The sequence below is a fragment of the Ruegeria sp. AF5 genome (genome assembly GCF_056541905.1).
The window spans coordinates 51,041-73,763 of the sequence record NZ_JBQFYZ010000011.1 but is presented as its reverse complement, the minus strand read 5'-3'; the positions used below and the strand labels follow the sequence as shown (position 1 = coordinate 73,763).

Sequence of the window (22,723 nt, the reverse complement as noted above, 5' to 3'; positions counted from 1 at the left end):
ATGGAGCTTAGTGACAGCCGCGTCATTGCCGCGCCGCGATCCAAGGTCTGGGACGCGCTTCTGTCGGCTGAGGTTCTGAAAGAATGCGTTCCGGGATGTCAGGAAATGACCGGCTCGGTCGATGACGGGTTCGAAGCAACGGTGGTGCAGAAAGTCGGCCCCGTAAAAGCGACCTTCAAAGGGGCCGTTACCCTTTCTGATATCGTAACGCTTGAAAGCGTGAAGCTCTCGGGTGAAGGTAAGGGTGGGGCTGCGGGTTTTGCCAAGGGTGCGGCCGATGTCAGTTTGTCTGATGTGCCCGAAGGTACTCTGCTGACCTATACCGTCGACGCACGTGTCGGTGGCAAGTTGGCCCAGCTGGGAAGCAGGGTCATCGATGGCGTCGCCAGAAAAATGGCCGGCCGGTTCTTTGAAAATTTTCAGAACGCGGTCGAACCCGAAAAAACACCCGATCCGGAAACCTCGGATCAGGTTCAAGCTGAACCTTCTGCCGAGGGTGAAGGCGACGAAGCAAAAAAAGGTTGGTTCAAGCGCGTATTGGGCGGTTGAACAGTTGGAACTCAGGGAGGAGAAAGTCATGAAAATTTCCATGACCGTGAACGGCAAGGCCGTAAGCGGCGAGGTCGAGGGCCGGACATTACTGTCCGGCTTTCTGCGCGAGCAACTTTCATTGACGGGCACGCATGTCGGCTGTGATACGGCCCAGTGCGGCGCCTGCGTTGTACATGTGAATGGTCAGGCCGTGAAGTCGTGCAATATGCTGGCGATCGAAGCCGACGGTGCTGATGTTGGCACCATCGAAGGTCAGGCAAATGCGGACGGTTCGCTGAACGTGATCCAGCAAGCCTTTCAGGATCATCACGGCCTTCAATGCGGGTTCTGTACACCGGGTATGGTGATGAGCGCCGCAGCGCTGCTGAAAGACAACCCGCGCCCATCTGAGGCCGAAATCCGAAAGTACCTGGAAGGCAACCTGTGCCGCTGCACCGGGTACCACAATATCGTCAAGGCGATCATGGCCGCCTCAGGCCAGGACGTCGGCAGTATCGCCGCGGAATGATGCCGCTGCGGGCGTAAACGTTGCGCCCGTGGGACAAGTGAAGGGTGCAGTAGCATCCGTTTATGGGAGGAGAACAAGCAATGCCCAAAGACAGTGGCATCGGAGCCAGTTCCAAGCGGCGCGAGGACGTCCGCTTTCTGACCGGAGCAGGCAACTATACCGACGACATCAACGTACGTGGTCAGGCTTACGTATATTTCCTGCGGTCCGACATCGCGCATGGTCGGATCAATTCTGTAGATACATCAACCGCCGAAGGTATGCCCGGTGTGGTCAGAGTATTCACCGGCAAAGACTTTGAAGGCGTGGGCGGAATGCCCTGTGGCTGGGAAGTGACCGACAAGCACGGCGCGCCGATGCAGGAACCACCACACCCAATTCTGGCACAGGGCAAGGTGCGCCATGTGGGCGATCCCATTGCCGCCGTGGTGGCTGACAGTCTGGAACAGGCCCGTGACGCGGCCGAGGCTATTGATCTGGATTTCGAGGAACTGCCCGCCGTGATCGACATGAAATCCGCCGCGCAGGATGGCGCGACGCTGGTTCATGACGATCTGAAAAACAACATCTGCTATGACTGGCAGCTGGGTGAGGCCGACGACGCCAAGGTGAATAACGTCTTTGCCAATGCGGCGCATGTCACCACTTTGGATCTGGTGAACAACCGGCTGGTCGCCAACCCGATGGAGCCGCGCGTGGCTGTGGCCGAGTACAGCCGGGGCACAGATGAATATACGCTCTATACCACGTCGCAGAACCCGCATGTCATCCGTTTGTTGATGTGCGCGTTCGTTCTGGGTCTGCCGGAACACAAAGTCCGCGTCGTAGCCCCGGATGTGGGCGGTGGTTTTGGCACCAAGATTTTCCATTACGCAGAAGAAGCGTTCTGCACCTTTGCCGCCAAGGCCTGCAACCGCCCCGTCAAGTGGACGGCCAGCCGGTCCGAGGCGTTCATGTCGGATGCGCAGGGTCGTGACCATGTCAGCACGATTGAGCTGGCTCTGGATGCGGATAACAACTTCATCGGCCTGCGGACCAACACCTATGCCAATCTGGGTGCCTATCTGTCGACCTTCTCCAGCTCGGTTCCGACATGGCTGCATGGGACGCTGATGGCAGGCAACTATAAGACCCCGGTCATTCAGGTGAATGTGAAGGCGATGTTCACAAACACGGTGCCGGTGGACGCCTATCGCGGCGCTGGTCGACCCGAAGCAACCTTCCAACTGGAGCGTGTCATCGACAAGGCTGCGCGCGAGTTAGGTGTCGATCCGATCGCCCTGCGTCGCCAGAACTTTGTCACGCAGTTCCCCTATGACACGCCAGTGGCGCTGACTTACGACACCGGGGACTACAACGGGACAATGGACAAGCTTGAGGCTGCTGCTGATCTTGCGGGCTTTGCCGCACGACGCGCGCAGAGTGAGGCCAAAGGCAAGCTGCGCGGTCTCGGCGTCAATTGCTATATCGAGGCTTGTGGTATCGCGCCTTCGAATATCGTCGGCATGTTGGGAGCCCGTGCAGGTCTTTACGACGCGGCGACAGTTCGGGTGAACGCCACCGGCTCGATCAGTGTGATGGTTGGCGCACACAGCCACGGGCAAGGCCATGAAACAGCCTTTCCGCAGGTCGTGGCCGACATGATCGGCATCGACGAGTCAATGGTCGAGATCGTGCACGGGGACACCTCGAAGATCCCGTTCGGCATGGGCACCTATGGCTCACGCTCGCTGGCGGTCTGCGGCTCGGCTATGGTCAAGGCCACCGAAAAGGTGATCGACAAGGCCAAAAAGATCGCAGCCCACCTGTTGGAGGCGTCCGAGGCAGATATCGAACTCAAAGACGGTCAGTTCAGTGTTGCGGGGACCGACAAGTCGGTGGCGTGGGGGGATGTGACTCTTACGGCCTATGTCCCGCACAACTATCCGCTGGAAGTTGAACCGGGGCTGGAGGAAACCGCGTTCTATGACCCGGCCAACTTTACTTTCCCGGCAGGGGCTTATGCCTGTGAGGTCGAGGTTGATCCAGACACAGGTCAGGTCAGTATCGAGAAGTTCACGGCTGCAGATGACTTTGGCAATATCGTCAATCCAATGATCGTTGATGGACAAGTGCATGGCGGTATTGGTCAGGGCATCGGTCAGGCCTTGCTGGAGAACTGTGCCTATGACGAGAACGGCCAATTGCTGAGCGCGTCCTACATGGATTACGCGATGCCACGCGCCGATGATGTCCCGTTCTACGGCGTGGATCATTCCAGCCAGACGCCCTGTACGCACAATCCGCTGGGCGTGAAGGGTTGCGGCGAGGCCGGAGCGATCGGCTCACCGCCAGCGGTGGTCAACGCGGTGCTGGATGCGTTGAACTCGGGTGGAAGGGCTGTTGATCATATCGACATGCCGATGAGCCCGTCACGCGTTTGGACTGCGATGCATGGTTGAGAGGTTGGGGTGCGAGGGGCCAGCCCCTCGCGCTCCCTGGGATATTTATAGCCAGATGAAGGGCGGATCAGCGCCTTTCGGAAAGGAAGAACGAAATGTACAATTTCGAGTTTGAGAAGCCCTCGACCATTGCTGACGCAGTTGCAGCATTGGCAACAGAGGATGCGCAGGCGTTGGGAGGCGGGCAAACCCTGATCCCGACATTGAAACAGCGATTGGCGGCACCGTCCAGACTGGTGTCGATGGGCGGCATTGCCGAGATGCAAGGCGTCTGCGTTGATGATGACGGCTCGGTCTCTGTTGGGGGTGCAACACCTCACGCTGTCGTTGCTCGCGACGCTGCAGGATCTTATCCCGCGCTGGCGGCATTGGCTGGACAAATTGGCGACCCGGCAGTGCGCAATCGCGGAACCATCGGTGGTTCGGTTGCGAACAATGACCCGGCTGCCTGCTATCCGGCGGGTGTGCTGGGATCGGGCGCAACCGTGGTGACCAACGCGCGTCAAATTGCGGCAGATGACTTTTTTCAGGGCATGTTCACCACAGCCCTGGATGAAGGAGAGATCATCACCTCGATCCGCTTTCCGGTTCCGCAGGCGGCAAGCTATCAAAAATTCCTGCAACCAGCATCGCGGTTTGCACTTGTTGGGGTATATTTGGCCCGTTTCACGGACGGCGTGCGCGTGGCGGTGACCGGGGCAAGTGAGGATGGCGTCTTCCGTTGGAGCGAAGCCGAGCAGGCGCTGAACAAGGAGTTTCGCCCGGACGCCTTGATGGACCTTCGGATTAACCCCGCCAACATGATCGCTGATTTACATGGCAGCAAGGAATACCGGGCGCATCTTGTGTCGGTCATGACCAAACGCGCCGTTGAAGCCTGCATGTAGGCATTTCACGACAAGATGCTCAAAAGTCCCGGTTTTTACCGGGGCTTTTTCGTTGAGATATGGTTTTGGTGTCTCACCAAGGTCGGGCTGGCCAGCACTTTTCCGTTGTTTGAGGGTCGTGGCCAGTGTCTGCGCAAAATGAAATCAGGCCGCCCATTTCCGGGCGGCCTGATCAAGTCATAAACTAAGCTTTCGCTTTATTCGGCGGCTTGTGCACCTGTAGCGGCGTGTTTGTCACGCTGGCTGTCGCGGAACAAAGCTTTGGCCAGAGCAATACACATCAGACCCATCACAGCAGTAAAGGGCAATGCACCGATGATCATCGCGTTTCGCAGCGCATCCATCGGGTTGTTTTCACCGGCTGCGAGGATCAGCGCGCCGATCACAGCCGTCAGGATGACACCCCAGATGATGCGGTGCTTGATGCCCGTCTCCTGGCTGCCACCCGACATGATGGTGTTCATCACCAGAATGCCCGAGTCTGCCGACGTGACGAGGAATGTCATGATCAGGATCACGCACATCACGTTCAGCATTGACAGCAGACCACCGTCAATCATGTAAGATAGTGTCACGAACAGCTTGTTGGTGTTCGATGCACCGATGATTGCACCTTCTGCGGCGCCTGCCAGTTCCAGATCAATCGCAGTTCCTCCCAGAACAGTCATCCATGCAAAGCACACCAAAGCCGGGGCGAACACACAGCCTACGATGAACTCGCGGACAGAGCGTCCTTTCGATATGCGCGCGAGGAACAGGCCCACGAAGGGCGAGAACGCGATCCACCAGGCCCAGTAGAACGTGGTCCAACCCGACTGCCAGCCGAACTGACGCCCCTGCTCACCCGCCGCATAAACGGCTGCCAGGGTTGCTTCATCCAACTCTGCTGCTGCCCCTTCCAGGCCACTCTTGAAACCGTCAAAGCTGCCCCACGCATTGGTAGCTCCGCCCATCAGATCATTGGCATGGGCTTGTGCTTCGGCAGGCAAAGCCGCAGCGAAGGCTTCAACTGACAGTGGACCATAAGCGTTAAAGCTGAGCGACAGGATATGCAGGATATAGTCGACCATTGCAGTGCCATAAGTGGTCATAGCAAAGACGAACGAGCCGAAAACAACAAACGTGCCCAACAGGATGATCGACAATACGAGGTTCAGGTTCGACAGGTATTTAACACCACGACCAACGCCTGATACGGCCGAAATAATCGACAGGCACATGATGACGACCAGACCGGTGATCAGACCCACTTTGCTGGGGGTTGGAACTTCACCACCCAGATCCATGACCCACTCCATACCGGTGATGGCATAAAGCCCGTCGATGAACTGGCTGACACCATAGCCGATGGTGACGGAAACACCGAGGATCGTTGCAACAACGCCAAGTACGTCAACCACATGGCCGAAGAAACCATTGACGAAGCGGCCAAACAGAGGCGTCAGCGCCGAACGGATGGTGAGAGGCATGTCGCGGGTATAAGCGTAATATGCCAGCGACAAACCGGTCACCACATAGATGGCCCAAGCGTGAAACCCGTAGTGCAAGAAGGTATAGCGGTAAGCCGACTGCAGTGCTTCGGGTGTATTTCCAACGACCGCCTCGGATACGACTTCGGGGTTCGAACCCCACAGCCCCAACGGTTCTGCGGTTGCAAAAACCATCAGACCAACACCCAGGCCGGCGCCGAACATCATGGAGAACCATGAGAAGTTTGAAAACTCGGGCTTTTCACCGGGTGTTCCCATCACACGGCGACCCGTGGACGGAATAGCGGCGACAACGGCCAGAAAAACGAGGAACAACCCGACAATGACAATGTAGAAGCTGTTGAAAAGCTCAAGCAGCCGCCCGTTCAGGCTGCCAAGCGTGCCGTTTGCATTTGCAGGGAATACCAATGCCCACAGAACCAGCGCGACCATGATGGCCTTGCTGATCAGGGCAATTGGGACGCTGTAGTTTTCATAAAAACCGGCATCCGCCGTCTTTATCTCAACGTCCGTGAATGGATCGGGTATCGACATATTGCGTTTTCCTCCGTGTGTTCGCCGTTTCTTGTTCTTTGGATTTCTGCTTGGGGTGCACCGCGCGGGACGGCGTAAACAAACATGCCCAATGCACCAAACGATCAGCGAGTTGACTGCAACTCAGCTGAGATTTACGGGGAAGACCACACACCATGTGGGATCGCCCACCGCTCTTTTCCTCCCAGATTGTGTTCGCTTGCAAAAGCTGTTGGTTCGTTGTGGCAAGTCTGTCTGCCGTTGAACCTGGTAGCAGCTTCGCAAGAAGTGGTTGCGCCCTTCAATTCGGGAAAACCTATGACAGAGGTTAGGGCAGCTCACCCAAGAATCCGACCCTTATGCTACTCGAAACGACGCTCTCGGTTACTCGAAACACGTGTTAGCGAGAACAAGTAAAGGGCGTGATTGTGGTTCCTTCTACAGTTTCAATACCAGTTTGTCCGACTTGGCCCGCGAAACGCATGTGCACAGGAACTCATGCGTTTCCTGCTCTTGCGGAGTAAGTATACCGTCGCGATGATCAACTTCGCCGGACACGACATCAACGATACAGGTTCCGCAAAGCCCTTCGGAGCAGCCGAAATCAACCTGCACACCATTGGCCTGCAAAACCTCCAGAATAGATTGGTCCTTGCCAACGGGATAGACCGCGCCGGTCGACTGGATCTTGATCTGGAAATCGGCGTTCGGGGCATGTTCAATGTCCGACGCGGCGGCGAACCGTTCAAAGTGTATCGCGCCGCCACGCAGCAAGGCACCTGCTTCCAGTACCGCATTCAGCATCGGTTCCGGGCCGCAGGTATAAACGTCTGCGCCCATCGGCATCGATTGCATGACCGATCTCAGATCGAATACCCCGTCTGTGTTATCACAATGCAAATGATACCATTCATCCAGTCCAAGCGCCCGGAATTGCGCATCCATCGCCGCGTATTCTTTCGAACGAACAAGATAGTAGACACGAAAATCCTGCCCTCGGTTCAGCAACTCACGTGCCATTGCAACCAATGGTGTGGCCCCGATACCGCCAGCGATCAAAGTGACGTGCCGATCATGGCTTTCGAGTTTGAAATGGTTGCGGGGACCGCCAATTTCCACGGTCGCGCCCTCTTGCAGGTCATGCATCGCCAGTGACCCGCCTCGCCCTTCGTCTTCGCGTTTGACGGCCACGTTGATCAGGCGTCCATCCTGGCTCCAGCTCCACAGCGAGTATTGCCGTATCAGACCGTCTTCAAGATGGATGTCCACATGCGCCCCGGGCTCGAGGCTGGTGAAGCGCCCGCTTTCGATCTCGAAGCAGAAATCAGAGGTGTCGGGACTGAGTGGTGTTTTTCGCACAAGGCGGGCAACTTGAGTATCCATCACTTGTCCTGTTCGGTCTCACGTGGCGTACATTCTGCGTCTTTCAGCAAACAACAGGAAAAAAGATAGATTTCAATTGCAAAATTTCTAACATTCGGGTGAATTGAGCTCACCCAGAGTTCAAAAGCCAACAAACCTCCATGTCTCGACGCCACTACAACCTTCCTCCACTTACGACACTATCGGCCTTTGAAGCCGCCGCTCGGCATCTCAGTTTCAAGGAAGCCGCAAGCGAGCTTTCCGTGACGCCTGGTGCCGTCAGTCATCAGATTAAGGCGCTGGAAAGCGAGCTGGGCGCGGCCCTTTTTGTCCGAAAGCACCGCGGCGTGGAACTGACCGAGGATGGGCAAGACCTGTTTGAGGCACTCGGCACTTCGTTCCGGCAGATTTCAAAGGTGCTTGAAAAGATTCGCAGCAATGATTCCGAAAACCACGTAACCGTTGGGTCAACCACTGCCGTCGCCGCACTTTGGCTGTCGCCGTCTGTCATCCGGTTCTGGCAGGATTATCCGCACGTAAAAGTGAACCAGATGGCACAAGACAAGGCGTTCACGGACCGGCCGGATATCGACTTGTTCATCCGCTATGGCCGGGACGCGAACGCGCAACTCACGCACACGAAACTGTACCGCGATATCCTTACACCCGTTTGCAGCCCCCAGATGGCCGCGGACCTTAAAGGGGCCAGTCTTGAAGACCTCGTGCAGCGGCGTTTGATCCATCTTGAAACGCAGGACAGCACCTGGACGACCTGGTCATCCTGGTTCCATGACCTCGGATTTTCCGGGGTTGTTCCTGTGGGATCGCGGGTGAACAGCTATGCGCTTGCCCTTCAGGTCGCGCGTAAAGGCGCGGGTCTTGCGTTGGGGTGGAAACGTCTGGTCCAGCCCATGCTCGCATCGGGGAAACTCGTGGCATTAGAGGAGTTCAGCCTGCCCGCCCCGGACAATTTCTATCTTGTCGGTCGCCCGGACGATCAGCTCTCGGAAGGGGCGCTGGCTCTCAAGAATTGGTTGCTTAACGAACTGTCTCAGGGCTCGGTTTAGCCTGCCTCAATTTGCCATTAGGATTTTTAGTATTGAACGTGGACGGCCTCAGCCGCCAATGGATGCAGCGATAAACTCATTCAAAATCACTCAGGAGTGGCCGATGAACAAGCACGCACCGCTTTCGTCTGTTCTGACACCGGTAAACACCGCAAAGGGTCTGCCGAACGAGCATTATATTGATCCCGCAGTTTTTGCCGAAGAACGGGATGCGGTCTTGTTTGCGAACTGGTCCGGCATCGGCTTTGGCAAAGACATTCCCGAGGCGGGAGATGCGTATCCGATCAATTTCCTGGGTGTGCCGCTGTTGATGGTTCGTGATCGCGACGGTCAGATCGGTGTGTTCCAGAACACCTGCCGCCATCGCGGCATGATTTTGGTCGACAAGCCGCAAAAGATCCGCGGCGCAATCCGCTGCCCCTATCACAGCTGGTGCTATGGCCTGAATGGTGAACTCCGGACCGCCCCTCATGTCGGTGGCCCCGGGCAAAACACCCATGAGGATCTGGATTTCGCCGAGTTGGGCCTTATCCGTATCCGCTCTTATGTCTGGCGGGATGTTGTCTTTGTCAATGTCAGCGGCGACGCGCCGGAATTCGAAGATGTCCATGGCGAGTTGATGGAACGCTGGAAAGAATTCGATCAACCGATGTATCACGGTGGCGTTGGCGCATCGGTTTACCTTGAGTTGAACTCGAACTGGAAACTGGCTGTTGAGAACTACTGCGAAAGCTATCACCTGCCCTGGGTTCATCCCGGCCTGAACAGCTATTCGCGTCTGGAAGATCACTACAACATCAACGAATTGGGCAAATACTCGGGTCAGGGCACTTATGTCTACCGCCAGTTCGAAGGTCACGATGGCGAAAAGCTGGATGATTTCGAGAATCTGAGTGAGCAGTGGAATGACGGCGCGGAATATATCGTCGTTTACCCGAATACCCTGCTGGGTGTTCAGCGCGACCACGGCTTTGCCTTCCTCATCGATCCGATCACCCATGAGCGTTCGAACGAACGGATTGAGCTCTACTACGCCAAAAAACCGGAAGACGCGCCAGAACACAAGGCACTGCGCGCCAAGAATGCGCAACTGTGGAAAACGGTGTTCGAGGAAGACGTCTTTGTGGTTGAAGGCATGCAGAAAGGCCGTCACGGCGTGAAATTCGATGGCGGCCGTTTCTCGCCCGCTATGGACGGCCCGACCCATTGTTTTCATCATTGGGTGGCAACTCAGATCGAAAAAGCCCGGGCTGAAGTGTAAGCAATCCTGGAAATGTTGATCTGGTCAGGCCCTTCTGACCAGATCGCGGATCGGTTGTAACAACAGCAGACGGGACCGCGTTGCAGTCTTTTGTCTCCTAGAGGACAGCCGGTGTGAATTCGCTGAAAGGGTCACAGTGGATCTGGACGAACTCGACAAACAACTCTTGCGGGCCCATGCGGAAAAAGATGTACCCGCATTGATCCGGCTGTATCACCAAGCGGCGATTCTCGCCGAAGAGCGCCAGCATCATGAAGCCGCGTGCTTCTATCTGACCCACGCATTTGTGTTTGCGCTGGAATACGGCGCGCCGGAGGCAGATGAGTTGAACCTGAAGTTGTTTGAACGTGGCCGCGCACACCGATTGACGTTCTGACGAGCTCATTTGCTTAAGCGTATCGCGCCGCAAGGCAATTTTCAAAGTTTGAGTTTAGCTGACTTCATTCGATCTCGAATTTTGTCGACATTGTCGATGGGCCAGTCTTCATGAAAGAACAGGCGCGAACGAAAACGCGCGAGATAGCCAAAATGCGAAACGAAGCTCAGGCCGTGGTCATCGGCGGAGGAGTAATCGGGTGCTCGATCCTGTATCATTTGACCAAACTGGGATGGTCGGATGTTGTTCTGTTAGAGCGGGACGAGCTGACCTCGGGGTCAACCTGGCACGCAGCCGCCAACATTCACGGATTGCACGACAGTACCAATATCAGCCGCATCCAGCATTACACGATGAGCCTGTATAAAGCGCTGGAAGCTGAAACCGGTCAAAGCTGCGGAGTATTCCAGCCCGGCTCGTTATACTTGGCCCAGACAGAAGAGCGCGAACATCAGCTGAAGCTACAGGCCGCAAAGGCCAGGCTGTATGGAATGAATTTCTATGAGATCAGCATCGAGGAAGCCCAGAAGCTGAACCCGCTGGTCAATTACGACGGTATCCGTTGCGTGATGTTCGAACCCGATGGCGGCAATGTGGACCCGTCGGGCGTGACCAATGCCTATGCGGTCGGCGCACGTCAACGTGGGGCGCAGATTCACCGTTTCACTCCGGTCACCGCAACCGAGCAGCAGGAGGATGGTAGTTGGATCGTCAGAACGCCAAAAGGTGACATCAGGACACGCTGGGTGGTGAACGCAGCGGGCCTGTGGGGGCGCGAGGTTGCTGCACTGGCTGGAATCGAACTGCCGCTGCAACCTACAGAGCACCAGTATTTCGTAACCGAATCCATGGCGGATGTGAAAAGCCACGGCACCCGCCTGCCGTCTGTGTCGGACCGGGATGGAGAGTATTACCTGCGTCAGGAAGGCAACGGCTTGCTGGTCGGCGCCTATGAGAAAGACATGAGGTTCTGGGCCGAAGAAGGCACGCCGCTGGATTTTGCCCACGACCTGTTCCCTGATGATCTGGAACGGATCGAAGAGAACGTGATGAACGCCATCGAACGCCTGCCCGCGGTTGGTGAAGCCGGGATCAAGCGTGTCATCAACGGCCCAATGATCTGGTCTCCGGATTCGAACGTTCTGATGGGGCCGGTGCCCGAGGTCGACGGCTATTTCTGCTGCAATGGTATCATCCCCGGCTTCTCGCAATCGGGTGGCATGGGCCTGATGGCAGCGCAATGGATCATCGAGGGTGAAACGGAATACGACATGTTCGCCTGGGATCTGGCGCGTTTTGACAGCTGGGCCACCAAGGCATTCACCAAAGCGCGCGTGGCAGATCAGTACAGTCATCGGTTCGCGATCCATTTCCCCAATGAAGAACGCAGCGCCGGTCGTCCGGCACGGGTTCGCCCGATCTATGAGGCGCAGAAAGCCATGGGCGCGGTTTTTGGCCTGAACGCCGGTTGGGAACATCCGCTGTGGTTTGCCGCAACGCCCGGCACCAAAGACACCAATGGCTTTACCCGTCAGAACTGGTGGGGACCGGTGGGCGAGGAATGCAGGATGTTGCGCGACCGTGCCGGGATCATCGATATCTCGAATTTCGCCAAATATGTCTGCAAGGGTCCGGGTGCAGCAGACTGGCTGAATGCCGTCTTTGCAAACACCATGCCCAAAACCGTTGGTCGGTCCTGTCTGACCCCACTGATTTCAAAGCGCGGCGGTATTGCAGGCGACTTTACCGTCACCCGCGTGGCTGATGACGAGTTCTGGGTGATCGGCTCGGGCATGGCAGAACGGTATCACAAACGCTTTTTCAAACAGGTTCCGCTGCCTGAAGGCACCGCTTTCGAAAGCAAAACCGAAGCGATGTGCGGCTTTAACGTGGCCGGGCCCAAATCCCGTGACATCCTGCAACGTCTGACCAACACATCGCTGGCAACCGAAGATTTCCCGTTCATGCGGTCCGCCAAGATCGAGCTGGCGGGAGTCCAGGTCCTTGCCCTGCGCGTCTCCTTTACTGGCGATCTGGGGTGGGAGCTGCATTGCGCCACCCAAGATCAAGCACGACTGTACAATGCCTTGATTGAGGCAGGCAAAGAGTTCGGGGCTGGCCCTGTTGGCAGTCGGGCACTGATGTCTATGCGGGTCGAAAAGGGCTATGGGTCTTGGAGCCGCGAATACAGCCCGGAATACTGGCCGCATGAAGTGGATCTTGATCGCCTCTGCAAATTCGAAAAGGACTTCCTCAACAAGGCAGCTGCGCAGAAAGTATTGCAGAACCCAGCTCGGGAAGACCTGGTTATCCTGCACCTTAACGAAACGGATGTGACAGCGTCCAACGCGGATGCAACAGGTGGCGAGCCGATCTTCAAGAACGGTGAAGGGATCGGTCGGGTGACCTCAGGCACCTATGGCTACACCGTCGGAATGTCGTTGGCCTTGGGATATGTAAAAAATGCCCAGCCAGGTGATGAGGTCGAGGTTATGGTTCTGGGGCGCCCACACAGGGCCACAATCCTGCATGAACCGCCCTTTGATGCCGCAGGAAAAGCGCTTAGGGCTTAAAACCGCAATAGCTCAAGGCGTTGCCCTTCGGGATATTCCGTCACTTCTGCCGGGATGATCGCCAATCCATCCGCTTGCGCAAGCAAAGCAACACGACCACTGTAGGACGGCTCCATCAGACGCAATCGGGGCCGTCCGTCCAGTGTGTGACCGTCAATCTGAACCGGGCGATATTCCTGTCGGCCTGCGGTGCGGTACAAAGGTTCCGACAGAACTGCTTGTACGGCTGCGTGCGGTGTGTGGTGCAGACCGGCGCGGCGCGCCATCATCTGCGATCCGAAAATTTGCCAGGTCACAAAAGCAGAAACCGTGTTACCAGGCAGACCGATGTAAAGCGCACGGCCACGCCGACCGAACATGATGGGCTTGCCCGGTTTCATTGCGACTTTCATCACATCCGTCACGCCACCGATCTCGGTGAACAGACGCGGCATATGATCTTCATCGCCGACAGAAACACCACCGGTTGTGATAATCAGGTCAGAGGTTTCAGTCGCGTCCAGCAAGACCTGTTTCAAAAGCTCGGGATCATCTTCAACCTGCCCCCGGTCCGTGAGTTCAATCCAAGGCTTCTGCAACAGCGCAAGCAGCATGTAACGGTTCGAATTATAGATCTGCCCCGGCCCAAGGGGCTCACCCGGTTGGCGCAATTCACTGCCGGTTGAAAAGATCAAAACCTTCAGCTTGCGGAGGACCACGACCTCGCCATACCCGGCGGAAGCAAGGGCTGCCACCTCACGCGGGCCAATCTCGCAGCCGCGCCGCAGGATCGGCGCTCCGGCACGAAGGTCTTCACCGGCACGCCGGATATGTTGCCCGGGCTTTGGACGGCGGCTGAAGCGAATTTGTCCCTCCACAAAATCACAATCTTCCTGCATGACGATGGCGTCGTAATCAGAGGGAACGGGCGCTCCGGTAAAAATCCTCAGCGCGCTACCCACAGGTGCAGCATGAGATCCGCTGTCCCCCGCCGCGATGCGACCCGCCACCGGCATCTGGAACAGGTCGGTATCGTCAAGATCGGCTGTTCGAACCGCATAGCCATCCATTGCCGAATTGTCGAAAGCGGGCATATCGACCTTGCTGAAACAGTCGCAGGCCAATACTCGCCCAATTGCAGCGGCCAAAGGCAGCGTTTCCGTTTCTGTGATCGGATCAGCAGCGGACAGGCCCCGGCGCAGGGCCTCATCCACGCTCAGATACATATGCGCGTGTCGATCACAGCCGCATCCATCAGCCATATCCAGCCTCCAACTCTGCGAACATGCCTTCCATCCATTCTAAGGTGGGCTAGGCTCGCTCAACCGACACGACATCCGCGGTACTGTCATTGACATAGGTCACGTGAAACCGCGTCGCGCGCTTCGAAACGACGAGTTGGCTGGCCAAGCGCGACTTCCGCTACAGTGGCTTCCCGGATGGCTCTCAGGCCGGGAACAGCTCTTCCTGATATGCGAACAGCGCGGGTTGCCCACCCGTATGCAACAGCACAACTTTCTGGCCCTGTTGAATTGTGCCGTTTTCAAGTAATTCCAACAAACCTGCAAAGGTTTTGGCCGAGTAGACCGGATCAAGAAAAACACCCTCGGCACGCGCCATCTGTTCAAGCGCCCTCCGTGTGGACGGACCTATCCGCCCGTATCCAGGGGGCAATGTGCCGTCCCATGTGAGGATGTCATTCATGACCAGAGCCGGGTCAAACTTCATCATACCCGCCAACCGTTCCAATACCTTTTGCAACCGCGCATATTGCTGGTGGCGGTCGCGGCGAACGCAGATGCCATAAACAGGTGCCGTGTTGCCAGCCAGCCGCAGCCCGGCCAAAAACCCGCCGTGGGTCGAACCGCTGCCGGATGGCACCACCGCCACGTCGAAATCGGCGATCTGATCCAGTAGTTCGGCAGCCCCGGCCACATAACCTAACGCCCCCAAGGGCGGATGATCGATGCCCAAGTGAATTACATATGGTTTTCGGCCCTCAGCGATCAGCTGATCTGCCCGCGCGTGAAGGGCATTGTCGGCCCCGGCCTCGTCTTCTCCGGTATCGTAGTGCATGTGCTCGGCACCCAGAAGCCGGGCCAGAAGTACATTTCCCGAGGAATAATAATGTTCTCCCATATCCGGCACACGCTCTTCCAATTGAAGCACGGCCTCCATCCCAAGCTTCGATGCAGCCATGGCAGCCGTGCGCACGAAATTGGATTGCACAGCGCCGGTGATCAGAATGGTATCTGCCCCCTGTTTTTGTGCCTCGCCCATATAGAATTCAAGCTGTCGGGTCTTGTTGCCGCCAAAGCTCAACCCTGTCAGATCATCCCGCTTGATCCACAGATCCAGACCAAGCTGGTCGGACAGACGGTCGAGCCGTTCGATCGGTGTAGCAGCTGCCATCAGTCTCGCGCGGGGAAAACCGGCCAGTAGCTGTTCAATCGTCATGCCTGTGTTCCATCAACTCACCCATTCAGCATCACGCCCGATAGGGCATATCCAGCAAGAATAGGAAAGATAGTGATTGCCGGAAAGATCGCAGACCGGGAATGGCCAGTTTACTATACAGAGCAACCGTCACGCGGCTCTATTTCTCGCTCGGGTCGCTTTCCGCGTAATTCCGCAATACATCCATATCTGCAATTTCCGCGTGGTTTCGGTTGATCTTAACCCCAACTGGTTTCAACCTCGAAAACGCGCGGCTCAGGCTTTCGGGTTTCATCCCCAGACGCCCGGCGATCAGCATCTTGTCATACGGCAGCTCAACTTCGCACTGGCCGGCATCGCAATCACACAGGTTCAGCAGGAATTCCGCGACACGCTGCGCACCGGTCTGGGCTTTGAGCTGTTCGAGCTGCGCCACCAGGGAATGCAGATGCGTGAATGTGGCCGCCAGGATCGATACGCAGATTTCCGGGTCTTGCTTCATCAGCGACAGCAGCACCGGACTTGGGATGTGCATGATCTCGCAGGGAGATACCGCCTCGGCCGAAACGGGATAGCGCACATTGCGCAGCGCAACGGCTTCGCCAAAGCTTTCACCACGCGTGAAAACGCTCACCACGGCTTCGGCACCGGTCGGGGAAATGCGAAACAGCTTGACCCAACCAGCCAGTACAACATGTACGGCCTTGGCCTCTTCCTCTTGCAGAAAGATCGTCTCGCCCCGGTCGTATTGCCGCCAGACGGCCTGACGCAGCAGAGTATCGACATGTTGCTCTGGCAGGCTTCGCAAGAGCAGTGACTGCCGCGCAATTATCTTTTGTGCCTCGTGTGACAAGAAGGCAGCCCCTTATTCGTCCGCTCCGGGAACACCCCCGGATGATCAACCCCGAGATATGCTATGCCAAAGCCAGCGCGGGGGTGCCACCCTTTTCTCAGTCTCCAACTTGACTATTGTCATGTAAGGGCGGGCGCCTCTGGCATAGGTTCAACGAAATTTCAGTTATCCGGGGAGCACGCCAGATGGACTTCGAGCAATTTTTCAGCCAGAGCCTCGACACTTTGAAAGACGAAGGCAACTACCGGATTTTCATCGACCTGCAACGCCGTCGTGGCGCGTTTCCGAACGCGCGTCAAACCGACGGGCCGGTTCAGCGGGATGTGCGGATCTGGTGCTCAAATGACTATCTGGGCATGGGTCAGCACCCTTCGGTGATCTCTGCCATGCACGACGCACTGGACCGCTGCGGAGCAGGCGCTGGCGGTACGCGCAATATCTCGGGCACCACGCATGATCACGTTCTGCTTGAGGCTGAGCTGGCTGATCTGCATGGGAAAGAAGCCGCGTTGCTGTTCACCTCGGGATATGTGTCGAACTGGGCTGCTTTGGGGACATTGGCCGCGCGAATTCCCGGGCTGATCGTGTTTTCTGACGCGCTCAACCACGCCTCGATGATCGAAGGTATCCGGCATTCGCGTGCCCAGAAGGTGATTTGGAAACATAACGACTTGGCGGATTTGGACGCCAAATTGGCCGCAGCGGATCCCGACGCACCCAAGATGATCGCATTTGAATCGGTTTACTCCATGGATGGCGATATCGCTCCCATCAAGGAAATCTGCGATCTGGCTGACAAATACGGCGCGATGACCTATCTGGACGAGGTTCATGCCGTCGGCCTTTACGGCCCGCGCGGTGGCGGGATTGCTGAACGCGATGGATTGATGGATCGCCTGACTGTCATCGAAGGTACATTGGGCAAAGCGTTCGGCGTGGTTGGTGGGTATATCGCGGCCTCAGCCGCGCTGTGTGATTTTGTCCGCAGCTTTGCCAGTGGCTTCATCTTCACGACTGCCCTACCCCCATCGATTGCAGCCGGCGCTGCCGCATCGATCCGGCATTTGAAGCATTCAAGTGCAGAGCGTGACTTGCAAAAGACCCGCGTGGCGCAGGTACGCGCCCGATTGGATGCCGAGGGCATTCCGCATTTGCCCAACCCCAGCCATATCATCCCGGTGATGGTTGGCGACCCTGTGAAGTGTAAATTCATTTCGGACACCCTGCTTGAGGAGTTTGGCATCTACATTCAGCCGATCAACTATCCCACGGTTCCAAAAGGAACCGAGCGCCTGCGGATCACGCCGTCACCCGTTCATACGGATGAGGATATCGATCATCTGGTGGGCGCCCTGTCGGCGCTGTGGCAGCGCTGTCAGATCGCGCGGATGCCAATGGCCGCACAATAACCTAAGCGTCCCTTTGCTTGGTAACCTGCCGTCCCTTTTAGGGGCGGCTTTTTTCAGATCAGGTAAAGTGCGAAGATCACAGCAGAGAAGCCCGTCAGAACCAAGGTGAAGCCACGCAGCCAGCCCGGGCTTTCAGCCAGGTCCAGATATCGGGCCAGAATCACACGGGTTTTGATCAGGGCAAGGAGCAGGATACCGCCTGCAATGAGTGCGTCAGGCGTTTTCATCAGGGTCAAAAGCGTTGAAGCCAGACTGAGCGCCAAAAGCGCCAGCCACGCGCCGGTGAGTGAGTTCGGACGCCTCCGGCGGGAGTATTTAGCAAAAGATGAAGTTGCCGGCATATTGTTTATCCCAGAAGATAAATCACGGGAAACAGCACGATCCAAACCAGATCGACCATGTGCCAGAACTGTGCGCCCGCCTCGATGTTACGAGGATCATCGCGCCACGCGACCAGCAACAGGATACACACCCCGGCCAGAACATGCGCCGCGTGAAATCCTGTCAGCAGGTAGTAGAACATGAAAAACGGGTGGGTTTCATAGGTAATGCCCTGCCCCGCCTTTCCAGCATATTCCACGCTTTTGACAACCAGGAATGCGATCCCAAGTACGGCCGCCCCTGTCAGGGCAAGTCTGGCCTTGAACCGGAATGCTGCGCGGCGCCAGTTCAGGGCCTGCGCGGCCAGGTAGCCAGATGTGACCAGTATTGCAGTGTTAAAGGCTGCACCTGTTCGATAAAGATGCGATTGCGCCTCGGCAAAGCCTGCAGGGTCGGTCAGGCGAACGCCCATGAACGCGATCAGCCCCGCACCAAAAACCAGCAGCTCACTAATAATCAGAACCCACATCAGCAATTCGCCCGGAAGCTCGTCGATGAAGGAGGTTTCGCTCATGCACCGACCAATTGGCGATATATTTGCGGCAACGCCATGGTCAGGCGATGCGGATCTGGGATAACAGCGAAACCGCCCTGTCCGAACATGCGGGGGAACCAGCTTTTGCCGGTTTTATCGATGGTGACGCCAAAAACCGATTGCCCGGCGCGGCGTGCCTCACGCACGGCCATGCAGGTGTCTTCAATACCGTGACGCCCTTCGTAATGGTCAAGGTCATTGGGTTTGCCATCGGTGATCACCAGCAACAGGCGGCGTTTGCGGGTCTGACTTGCCAGATCCTTTGAACAGTGGCGGATCGCGGCCCCAAGCCGCGTGTAGTGACCGGGTCGCAGTGACGCGATACGTTGTTCAACTTTGGCGTCCATCGGCTCATCAAACCGTTTGCATCGCTGGATATATACGCGCTGACGTTTCAGCGAACTGAAGGCATGAATGGCGAAATCGTCACCGCAGGCGTTCAGGCCCCAGGCCAAAGCAGCCAGGGCTTCACGTTCAATGTCGATCACGGCGCGACCGGTTACGGCACTTTCAGTGGACCGGCTGACATCCAGCAGGATCGAGACTGCCAGATCGCGCGCCTCGGGGCGGGATTGTTGCCAAATGCGGTCGTTGCTTTCGCCACTGGCCATGCGGTCAGTTTCGGCGCGCACGGCGGCTTCGATATCCAACTGGTCACCGTCCAGATGGCCGCGTGTCATCACGCGTCCAGGGCGCAGCGCCTCGAACTGGCGTTTGACCGCGCGGATACGGCGGGCGGTGGCAGGGTCCTTGCCAAACGCGGCAGCATCGTCGCGGATATCCGCATCCGACAGCAGGACGTTGACGTGATCTGCTAGATATCGGCCCGAACGCACGTCCCATTCGGGATAAAGGATGCGACCGGACAGACGCTCCCGGTTCACATCCTCGGGTGCCAGATCAAGGTGCAGTTTCAGCCGCGTTGGCGGGGCTTTTGATATCTGACCCAGGCCAATCTCTTCCTGGTCATCGGCCGCTTTCTTGGCATTGTCGGGATCATCATCGTCGATGCGGCGGTTGATGTTCAGGAACTCGGCCCAGCTGAGGATGGCTTCGAACTTATGCAGAATGAAACTGTCGCTGCGCTCGGCCTGATCCGATTTGCGACGACGGGCGCGGTGGGTTTTCTCACCGGATTCCTCGGGCGGACCTTCAGTTTCGGGGTTTTCCACCTCGTTATGTTCGGAAAAGCCAACTGCGCGCAGTTCGGGCCACAGGGGAACCGGGCGCATAGGCTGATAGCCGCGAGGGGCGATCAGGTCCTCGTCCAGTGTCAGAAGCTGCTCGGCTTTCGCCGACAGCGGTTGAGGGTCACCCAACTTATGGCGGATCAGCTCTTCAACTGCGTCTTCAATCGGTGGCAGGTTGGGGATATCGCGCTGATGCAGCACGCCCTTGCAAAGTTCGGTGTAAAGCGGGCGCAGGCCGGGGGCGTCGTCCAGCGTCGTATCAACCATTCTCTGCGCAGCGATCAACGCGCGCAGGTCGGCGCGCAGCGGATCGTCTTCATCAATTCGCGTTCCCGCATGGGCAGCCGCAGCGGCCAGCCAGACATACAGCGCGCCATTGGCTTCGCGCGCAGGAAAAACCGCCAACCGGTCCGGCAAGCGCAAGACTTCGCCATCAAACGAAGCGCGCGGCATCAGCTCCACTTCGGTCGCCAGACGCCGACGCCAACTTAGGCGGTGATGTGAAACCTCGGGCGAGACCGGGCGCAATTCTACGCCCGGACCACCGCCCAGCCCTCGAAAGAGGACGGCCAGCCGCCCCGCGACCTCAGAGAGGTCGACCGCGGCTCCATCGTGCACCTGGGGTGCATCGAGGCGGCTGGCAAGGGTGTGCCACAGTTTCCCGATCGTTTCTTCGGGTTCCCATGGCTCAAAATCGATCTTGACCATCGGCCGGCCTCACCCAAAGACAGCCGTAACAAGATCGAGGAGCCCGCGTTTGATATCCTCGTCATCTGTCAGAGGTTCAATCATGGCCGCGAGGATGGCGCGGTCGGTGGACATGCCTTGTGCGATAAGTGTTGCGGCATAAACAACCAGTCGGGTGGAAACGCCTTCCTCAAGATCCTGACCCTTAAGCCCGCGCAGCTTACCCGCCAGCCGAACCAGCGGCTTGCAACGTTCCAGCGGCAGACCGCTTTCCTGTGCGACCACTTCGGCTTCCATCTGCGCGGATGGGAAATCAAACTCCAAAGAGATGAACCGCTGCCGGGTCGAGGGTTTCAGGGTTTTCAGGATATTCTGGTATCCGGGGTTGTACGACGCCACCAGCATGAAGCCAGGTGCGGCTTCAAGCTCTTCGCCAGTGCGGTCGATTGGCAGGATGCGCCGGTCATCGGTCAGCGGGTGCAGAACGACAGTCACATCCTTACGGGCCTCGACCACCTCGTCGAGGTAGCAGATCGCGCCTTCGCGCACTGCGCGGGTCAGGGGGCCATCGACCCAGACGGTTTCCCCGCCTTTCAGCAGATAACGGCCAATCAGGTCAGCAGCCGCCAGATCATCATGGCAGGCTACGGTATAAAGCGGGCGGCCAAGTTTTGCGGCCATGTGGGCCACAAAGCGGGTCTTGCCGCAGCCCGTCGGACCTTTCAGCAGAACTGGCAAGTCGTTGTTATAAGCCGCGGTGAACACATCGCATTCATCGCCTTGGGGCAGGTAGAAGGGGGCGTTTGCCGCCCCCTCATTCAGTTTCATGGAGCCGTCCATATCCATCACTCCGCAGGGGTTTCAGCCGCGCCGGGTTCAATGACTTCTTTCCGGGGAACCCAGATCGAGTAGATGAACAGCAGCGCACCAAGGACCACGACGATACCGGAACCTAGACGCATCCAGTAGAAGATTGCGATCTGGTCTTGTACGTCCATGAAGTAATCTCCGACCACGCGCTGCATGTGTGTCTGCACGGTGCCGCCGAAGGTCAGCACGAAGGTCATAAAGACCATACCGCTGGTCATCAACCAGAACGAGCCCATGTTCAGCACCTGATTGTAAGGATCACGATTCTTCAGGATCGGCATCGCGTAGCTGAAGATCGCAAGGTTGAGGCAGACATAGGCGCCGTAGAAGGCCAGGTGACCATGGGCCGCAGTGATTTGCGTACCGTGGGTATAATAGTTCACCCCGTGCAGCGTATGCAGAAAGCCCCAGACACCGGCACCGAAGAAGGCAAGCGTTGCACAACCCAGCGACCACAACAGAGCGGCTTTGTTGGGGTGGTCACGACGGCCTTTCCAGACCATGACGAAGGCAAAGGCCATCATCGCGAAGAACGGGATCACCTCGAGGCTTGAGAAGATCGACCCAATCCACTGCCAGTAACCGGGGGTGCCGATCCAATAGTAGTGGTGACCTGTTCCAAGAATTCCCGAGAATAGCGCAGCGGCCACGATGACATAAAGCCATTTCTCGACGATCTCTCGGTCCACACCGGTCAGCTTCAGCATCAGGTAGGCCAGGATCGACGCCATGATCAGTTCCCACACACCTTCGACCCACAGGTGGACAACATACCACCAGTATTGCTTGTCCAGGGACAGGTTGCCTGGGTTGTAGAAGGCAAACAGGAACAGCAGCGCCAGACCCCACAGGCCCAACAACAGGATATTGGTGATTGCGGTCTTCTTGCCCTTCAGAACGGTCATCGACACGTTGTAAAGGAACATCAGCGCGGCGACGACGATACCGGCCTTGACCCATTTGGGTTGCTCAAGGAACTCGCGCCCCTCTTTGCCCAGCAACCAGTTGCCTTCGAACAGGTTGAAGACATAAGTCAAAACCACGCCCAACGTACCGACCACAAGAATGATCAGCTGCAAATAGGCCAGCTTGGGCGAGTGGATTTCGCGCTCGGCCTCTTCCGGGATCAGGAAATAGGCCGCACCGAAAAAGCCCAGTATCAGCCAGACGATCAGCGCGTTGGTGTGCAGCATCCGCACGATGTTGAACGGCAGAAGCTCGCTCAGGAAGTTAGGGAATACATAGATGAAGCCGGCCAGCAGGCCGCCGATCACCTGTATCGCGAACAGCGCCATGGCTACCGCAAAGTAGGCATAGGCGATTTTTTGAGATTCGTATTTCATTGCTCCATTC

At 57.2% G+C, this 22,723-nt stretch carries 19 protein-coding genes; 9 read left to right on the top strand and 10 right to left on the bottom strand.

Annotation, left to right across the window (positions count from 1 at the left end; translation table 11 throughout):
- From ACR0DS_RS15105 to ACR0DS_RS15090, 4 genes are all read left to right on the top strand, one after another.
- On the top strand, nt 1–549 hold the full coding sequence (locus ACR0DS_RS15105; protein ID WP_480484331.1) for an SRPBCC family protein: 549 nt from the start codon (nt 1–3) through the stop codon (nt 547–549).
- Nucleotides 550–577: 28 nt separating this feature from the next.
- Nucleotides 578–1,060, top strand: a complete 483-nt coding sequence (locus tag ACR0DS_RS15100; protein WP_480616805.1) for a (2Fe-2S)-binding protein — start codon at nt 578–580, stop codon at nt 1,058–1,060.
- Between the two features lie 80 nt (nt 1,061–1,140).
- Nucleotides 1,141–3,501, top strand: coding sequence for a xanthine dehydrogenase family protein molybdopterin-binding subunit (locus ACR0DS_RS15095; RefSeq protein ID WP_480616802.1), 2,361 nt, complete (start codon nt 1,141–1,143; stop codon nt 3,499–3,501).
- Nucleotides 3,502–3,596: 95 nt separating this feature from the next.
- A complete protein-coding gene (locus ACR0DS_RS15090) occupies nt 3,597–4,388 on the top strand; it encodes an FAD binding domain-containing protein (RefSeq protein ID WP_480616800.1) in 792 nt (263 codons plus the stop codon).
- 197 nt (nt 4,389–4,585) lie between these two features.
- Here the strand turns inward: ACR0DS_RS15090 and ACR0DS_RS15085 are convergent, their stop codons facing one another.
- Both ACR0DS_RS15085 and ACR0DS_RS15080 read right to left on the bottom strand, forming a co-directional pair.
- Nucleotides 4,586–6,412, bottom strand: coding sequence for a BCCT family transporter (locus ACR0DS_RS15085; RefSeq protein ID WP_480616798.1), 1,827 nt, complete (start codon nt 6,410–6,412; stop codon nt 4,586–4,588).
- Nucleotides 6,413–6,829: 417 nt separating this feature from the next.
- Entirely contained in the window at nt 6,830–7,774 is a 945-nt protein-coding gene (locus tag ACR0DS_RS15080) for a PDR/VanB family oxidoreductase (protein ID WP_480616796.1), read from the bottom strand.
- Between the two features lie 140 nt (nt 7,775–7,914).
- Here ACR0DS_RS15080 and ACR0DS_RS15075 point away from each other — a divergent pair, with 140 nt between their 5' ends.
- The 4 genes from ACR0DS_RS15075 (at nt 7,915) to ACR0DS_RS15060 (ending at nt 13,030) form a co-directional block, all read left to right on the top strand.
- The gene (locus tag ACR0DS_RS15075) at nt 7,915–8,820 is read left to right on the top strand and encodes a LysR substrate-binding domain-containing protein (RefSeq protein ID WP_480616794.1); all 906 of its coding nucleotides are present in this window, start codon (nt 7,915–7,917) and stop codon (nt 8,818–8,820) included.
- 103 nt (nt 8,821–8,923) lie between these two features.
- Nucleotides 8,924–10,081: an aromatic ring-hydroxylating oxygenase subunit alpha gene (locus ACR0DS_RS15070; RefSeq protein ID WP_480616792.1), complete on the top strand. Its 1,158-nt coding sequence runs from the start codon at nt 8,924–8,926 to the stop codon at nt 10,079–10,081.
- 136 nt (nt 10,082–10,217) lie between these two features.
- Complete coding sequence (locus tag ACR0DS_RS15065; RefSeq protein ID WP_480616790.1) at nt 10,218–10,457, top strand: hypothetical protein; 240 nt, start codon at nt 10,218–10,220, stop codon at nt 10,455–10,457.
- A 152-nt stretch (nt 10,458–10,609) separates the two neighbouring features.
- Complete coding sequence (locus tag ACR0DS_RS15060) at nt 10,610–13,030, top strand: GcvT family protein (protein ID WP_480616788.1); 2,421 nt, start codon at nt 10,610–10,612, stop codon at nt 13,028–13,030.
- On the opposite strand, the gene ACR0DS_RS15055 is transcribed toward ACR0DS_RS15060, so the two are convergent.
- The 3 genes from ACR0DS_RS15055 to ACR0DS_RS15045 all read right to left on the bottom strand — a co-directional run bounded on the left by ACR0DS_RS15055 (nt 13,027) and on the right by ACR0DS_RS15045 (nt 16,298).
- Complete coding sequence (locus ACR0DS_RS15055) at nt 13,027–14,271, bottom strand: molybdopterin molybdotransferase MoeA (protein ID WP_480616786.1); 1,245 nt, start codon at nt 14,269–14,271, stop codon at nt 13,027–13,029. The genes ACR0DS_RS15060 and ACR0DS_RS15055 overlap by 4 nt on opposite strands.
- Nucleotides 14,272–14,455: 184 nt before the next feature.
- On the bottom strand, nt 14,456–15,466 hold the full coding sequence (locus ACR0DS_RS15050; RefSeq protein ID WP_480616784.1) for a D-cysteine desulfhydrase family protein: 1,011 nt from the start codon (nt 15,464–15,466) through the stop codon (nt 14,456–14,458).
- Nucleotides 15,467–15,605: 139 nt separating this feature from the next.
- A complete protein-coding gene (locus ACR0DS_RS15045; protein ID WP_267365173.1) occupies nt 15,606–16,298 on the bottom strand; it encodes a Crp/Fnr family transcriptional regulator in 693 nt (230 codons plus the stop codon).
- Nucleotides 16,299–16,483: 185 nt separating this feature from the next.
- Between ACR0DS_RS15045 and hemA the strand changes: the two genes are divergently transcribed.
- Nucleotides 16,484–17,707 (top strand): 5-aminolevulinate synthase, encoded by a 1,224-nt coding sequence (gene hemA / locus ACR0DS_RS15040; protein WP_480488712.1) that lies wholly within the window; start codon nt 16,484–16,486, stop codon nt 17,705–17,707.
- A 53-nt stretch (nt 17,708–17,760) separates the two neighbouring features.
- On the opposite strand, the gene ACR0DS_RS15035 is transcribed toward hemA, so the two are convergent.
- The 5 genes from ACR0DS_RS15035 to ACR0DS_RS15015 are packed head-to-tail and all read right to left on the bottom strand — an operon-like array spanning nt 17,761 to nt 22,713.
- A complete protein-coding gene (locus ACR0DS_RS15035) occupies nt 17,761–18,048 on the bottom strand; it encodes a cytochrome C oxidase subunit IV family protein (protein ID WP_267365170.1) in 288 nt (95 codons plus the stop codon).
- A 5-nt stretch (nt 18,049–18,053) separates the two neighbouring features.
- Complete coding sequence (locus tag ACR0DS_RS15030) at nt 18,054–18,602, bottom strand: cytochrome c oxidase subunit 3 (RefSeq protein ID WP_480488714.1); 549 nt, start codon at nt 18,600–18,602, stop codon at nt 18,054–18,056.
- Nucleotides 18,599–20,521: a nitric oxide reductase activation protein NorD gene (locus ACR0DS_RS15025; RefSeq protein ID WP_480616782.1), complete on the bottom strand. Its 1,923-nt coding sequence runs from the start codon at nt 20,519–20,521 to the stop codon at nt 18,599–18,601. Before ACR0DS_RS15025 ends, ACR0DS_RS15030 begins: the two co-directional genes overlap by 4 nt.
- 9 nt (nt 20,522–20,530) lie before the next feature.
- Nucleotides 20,531–21,340, bottom strand: a complete 810-nt coding sequence (locus tag ACR0DS_RS15020; protein WP_480616780.1) for an AAA family ATPase — start codon at nt 21,338–21,340, stop codon at nt 20,531–20,533.
- Nucleotides 21,341–21,345: 5 nt separating this feature from the next.
- Nucleotides 21,346–22,713, bottom strand: a complete 1,368-nt coding sequence (locus ACR0DS_RS15015) for a cbb3-type cytochrome c oxidase subunit I (protein ID WP_267365161.1) — start codon at nt 22,711–22,713, stop codon at nt 21,346–21,348.
- Nucleotides 22,714–22,723: the final 10 nt, after the last annotated feature.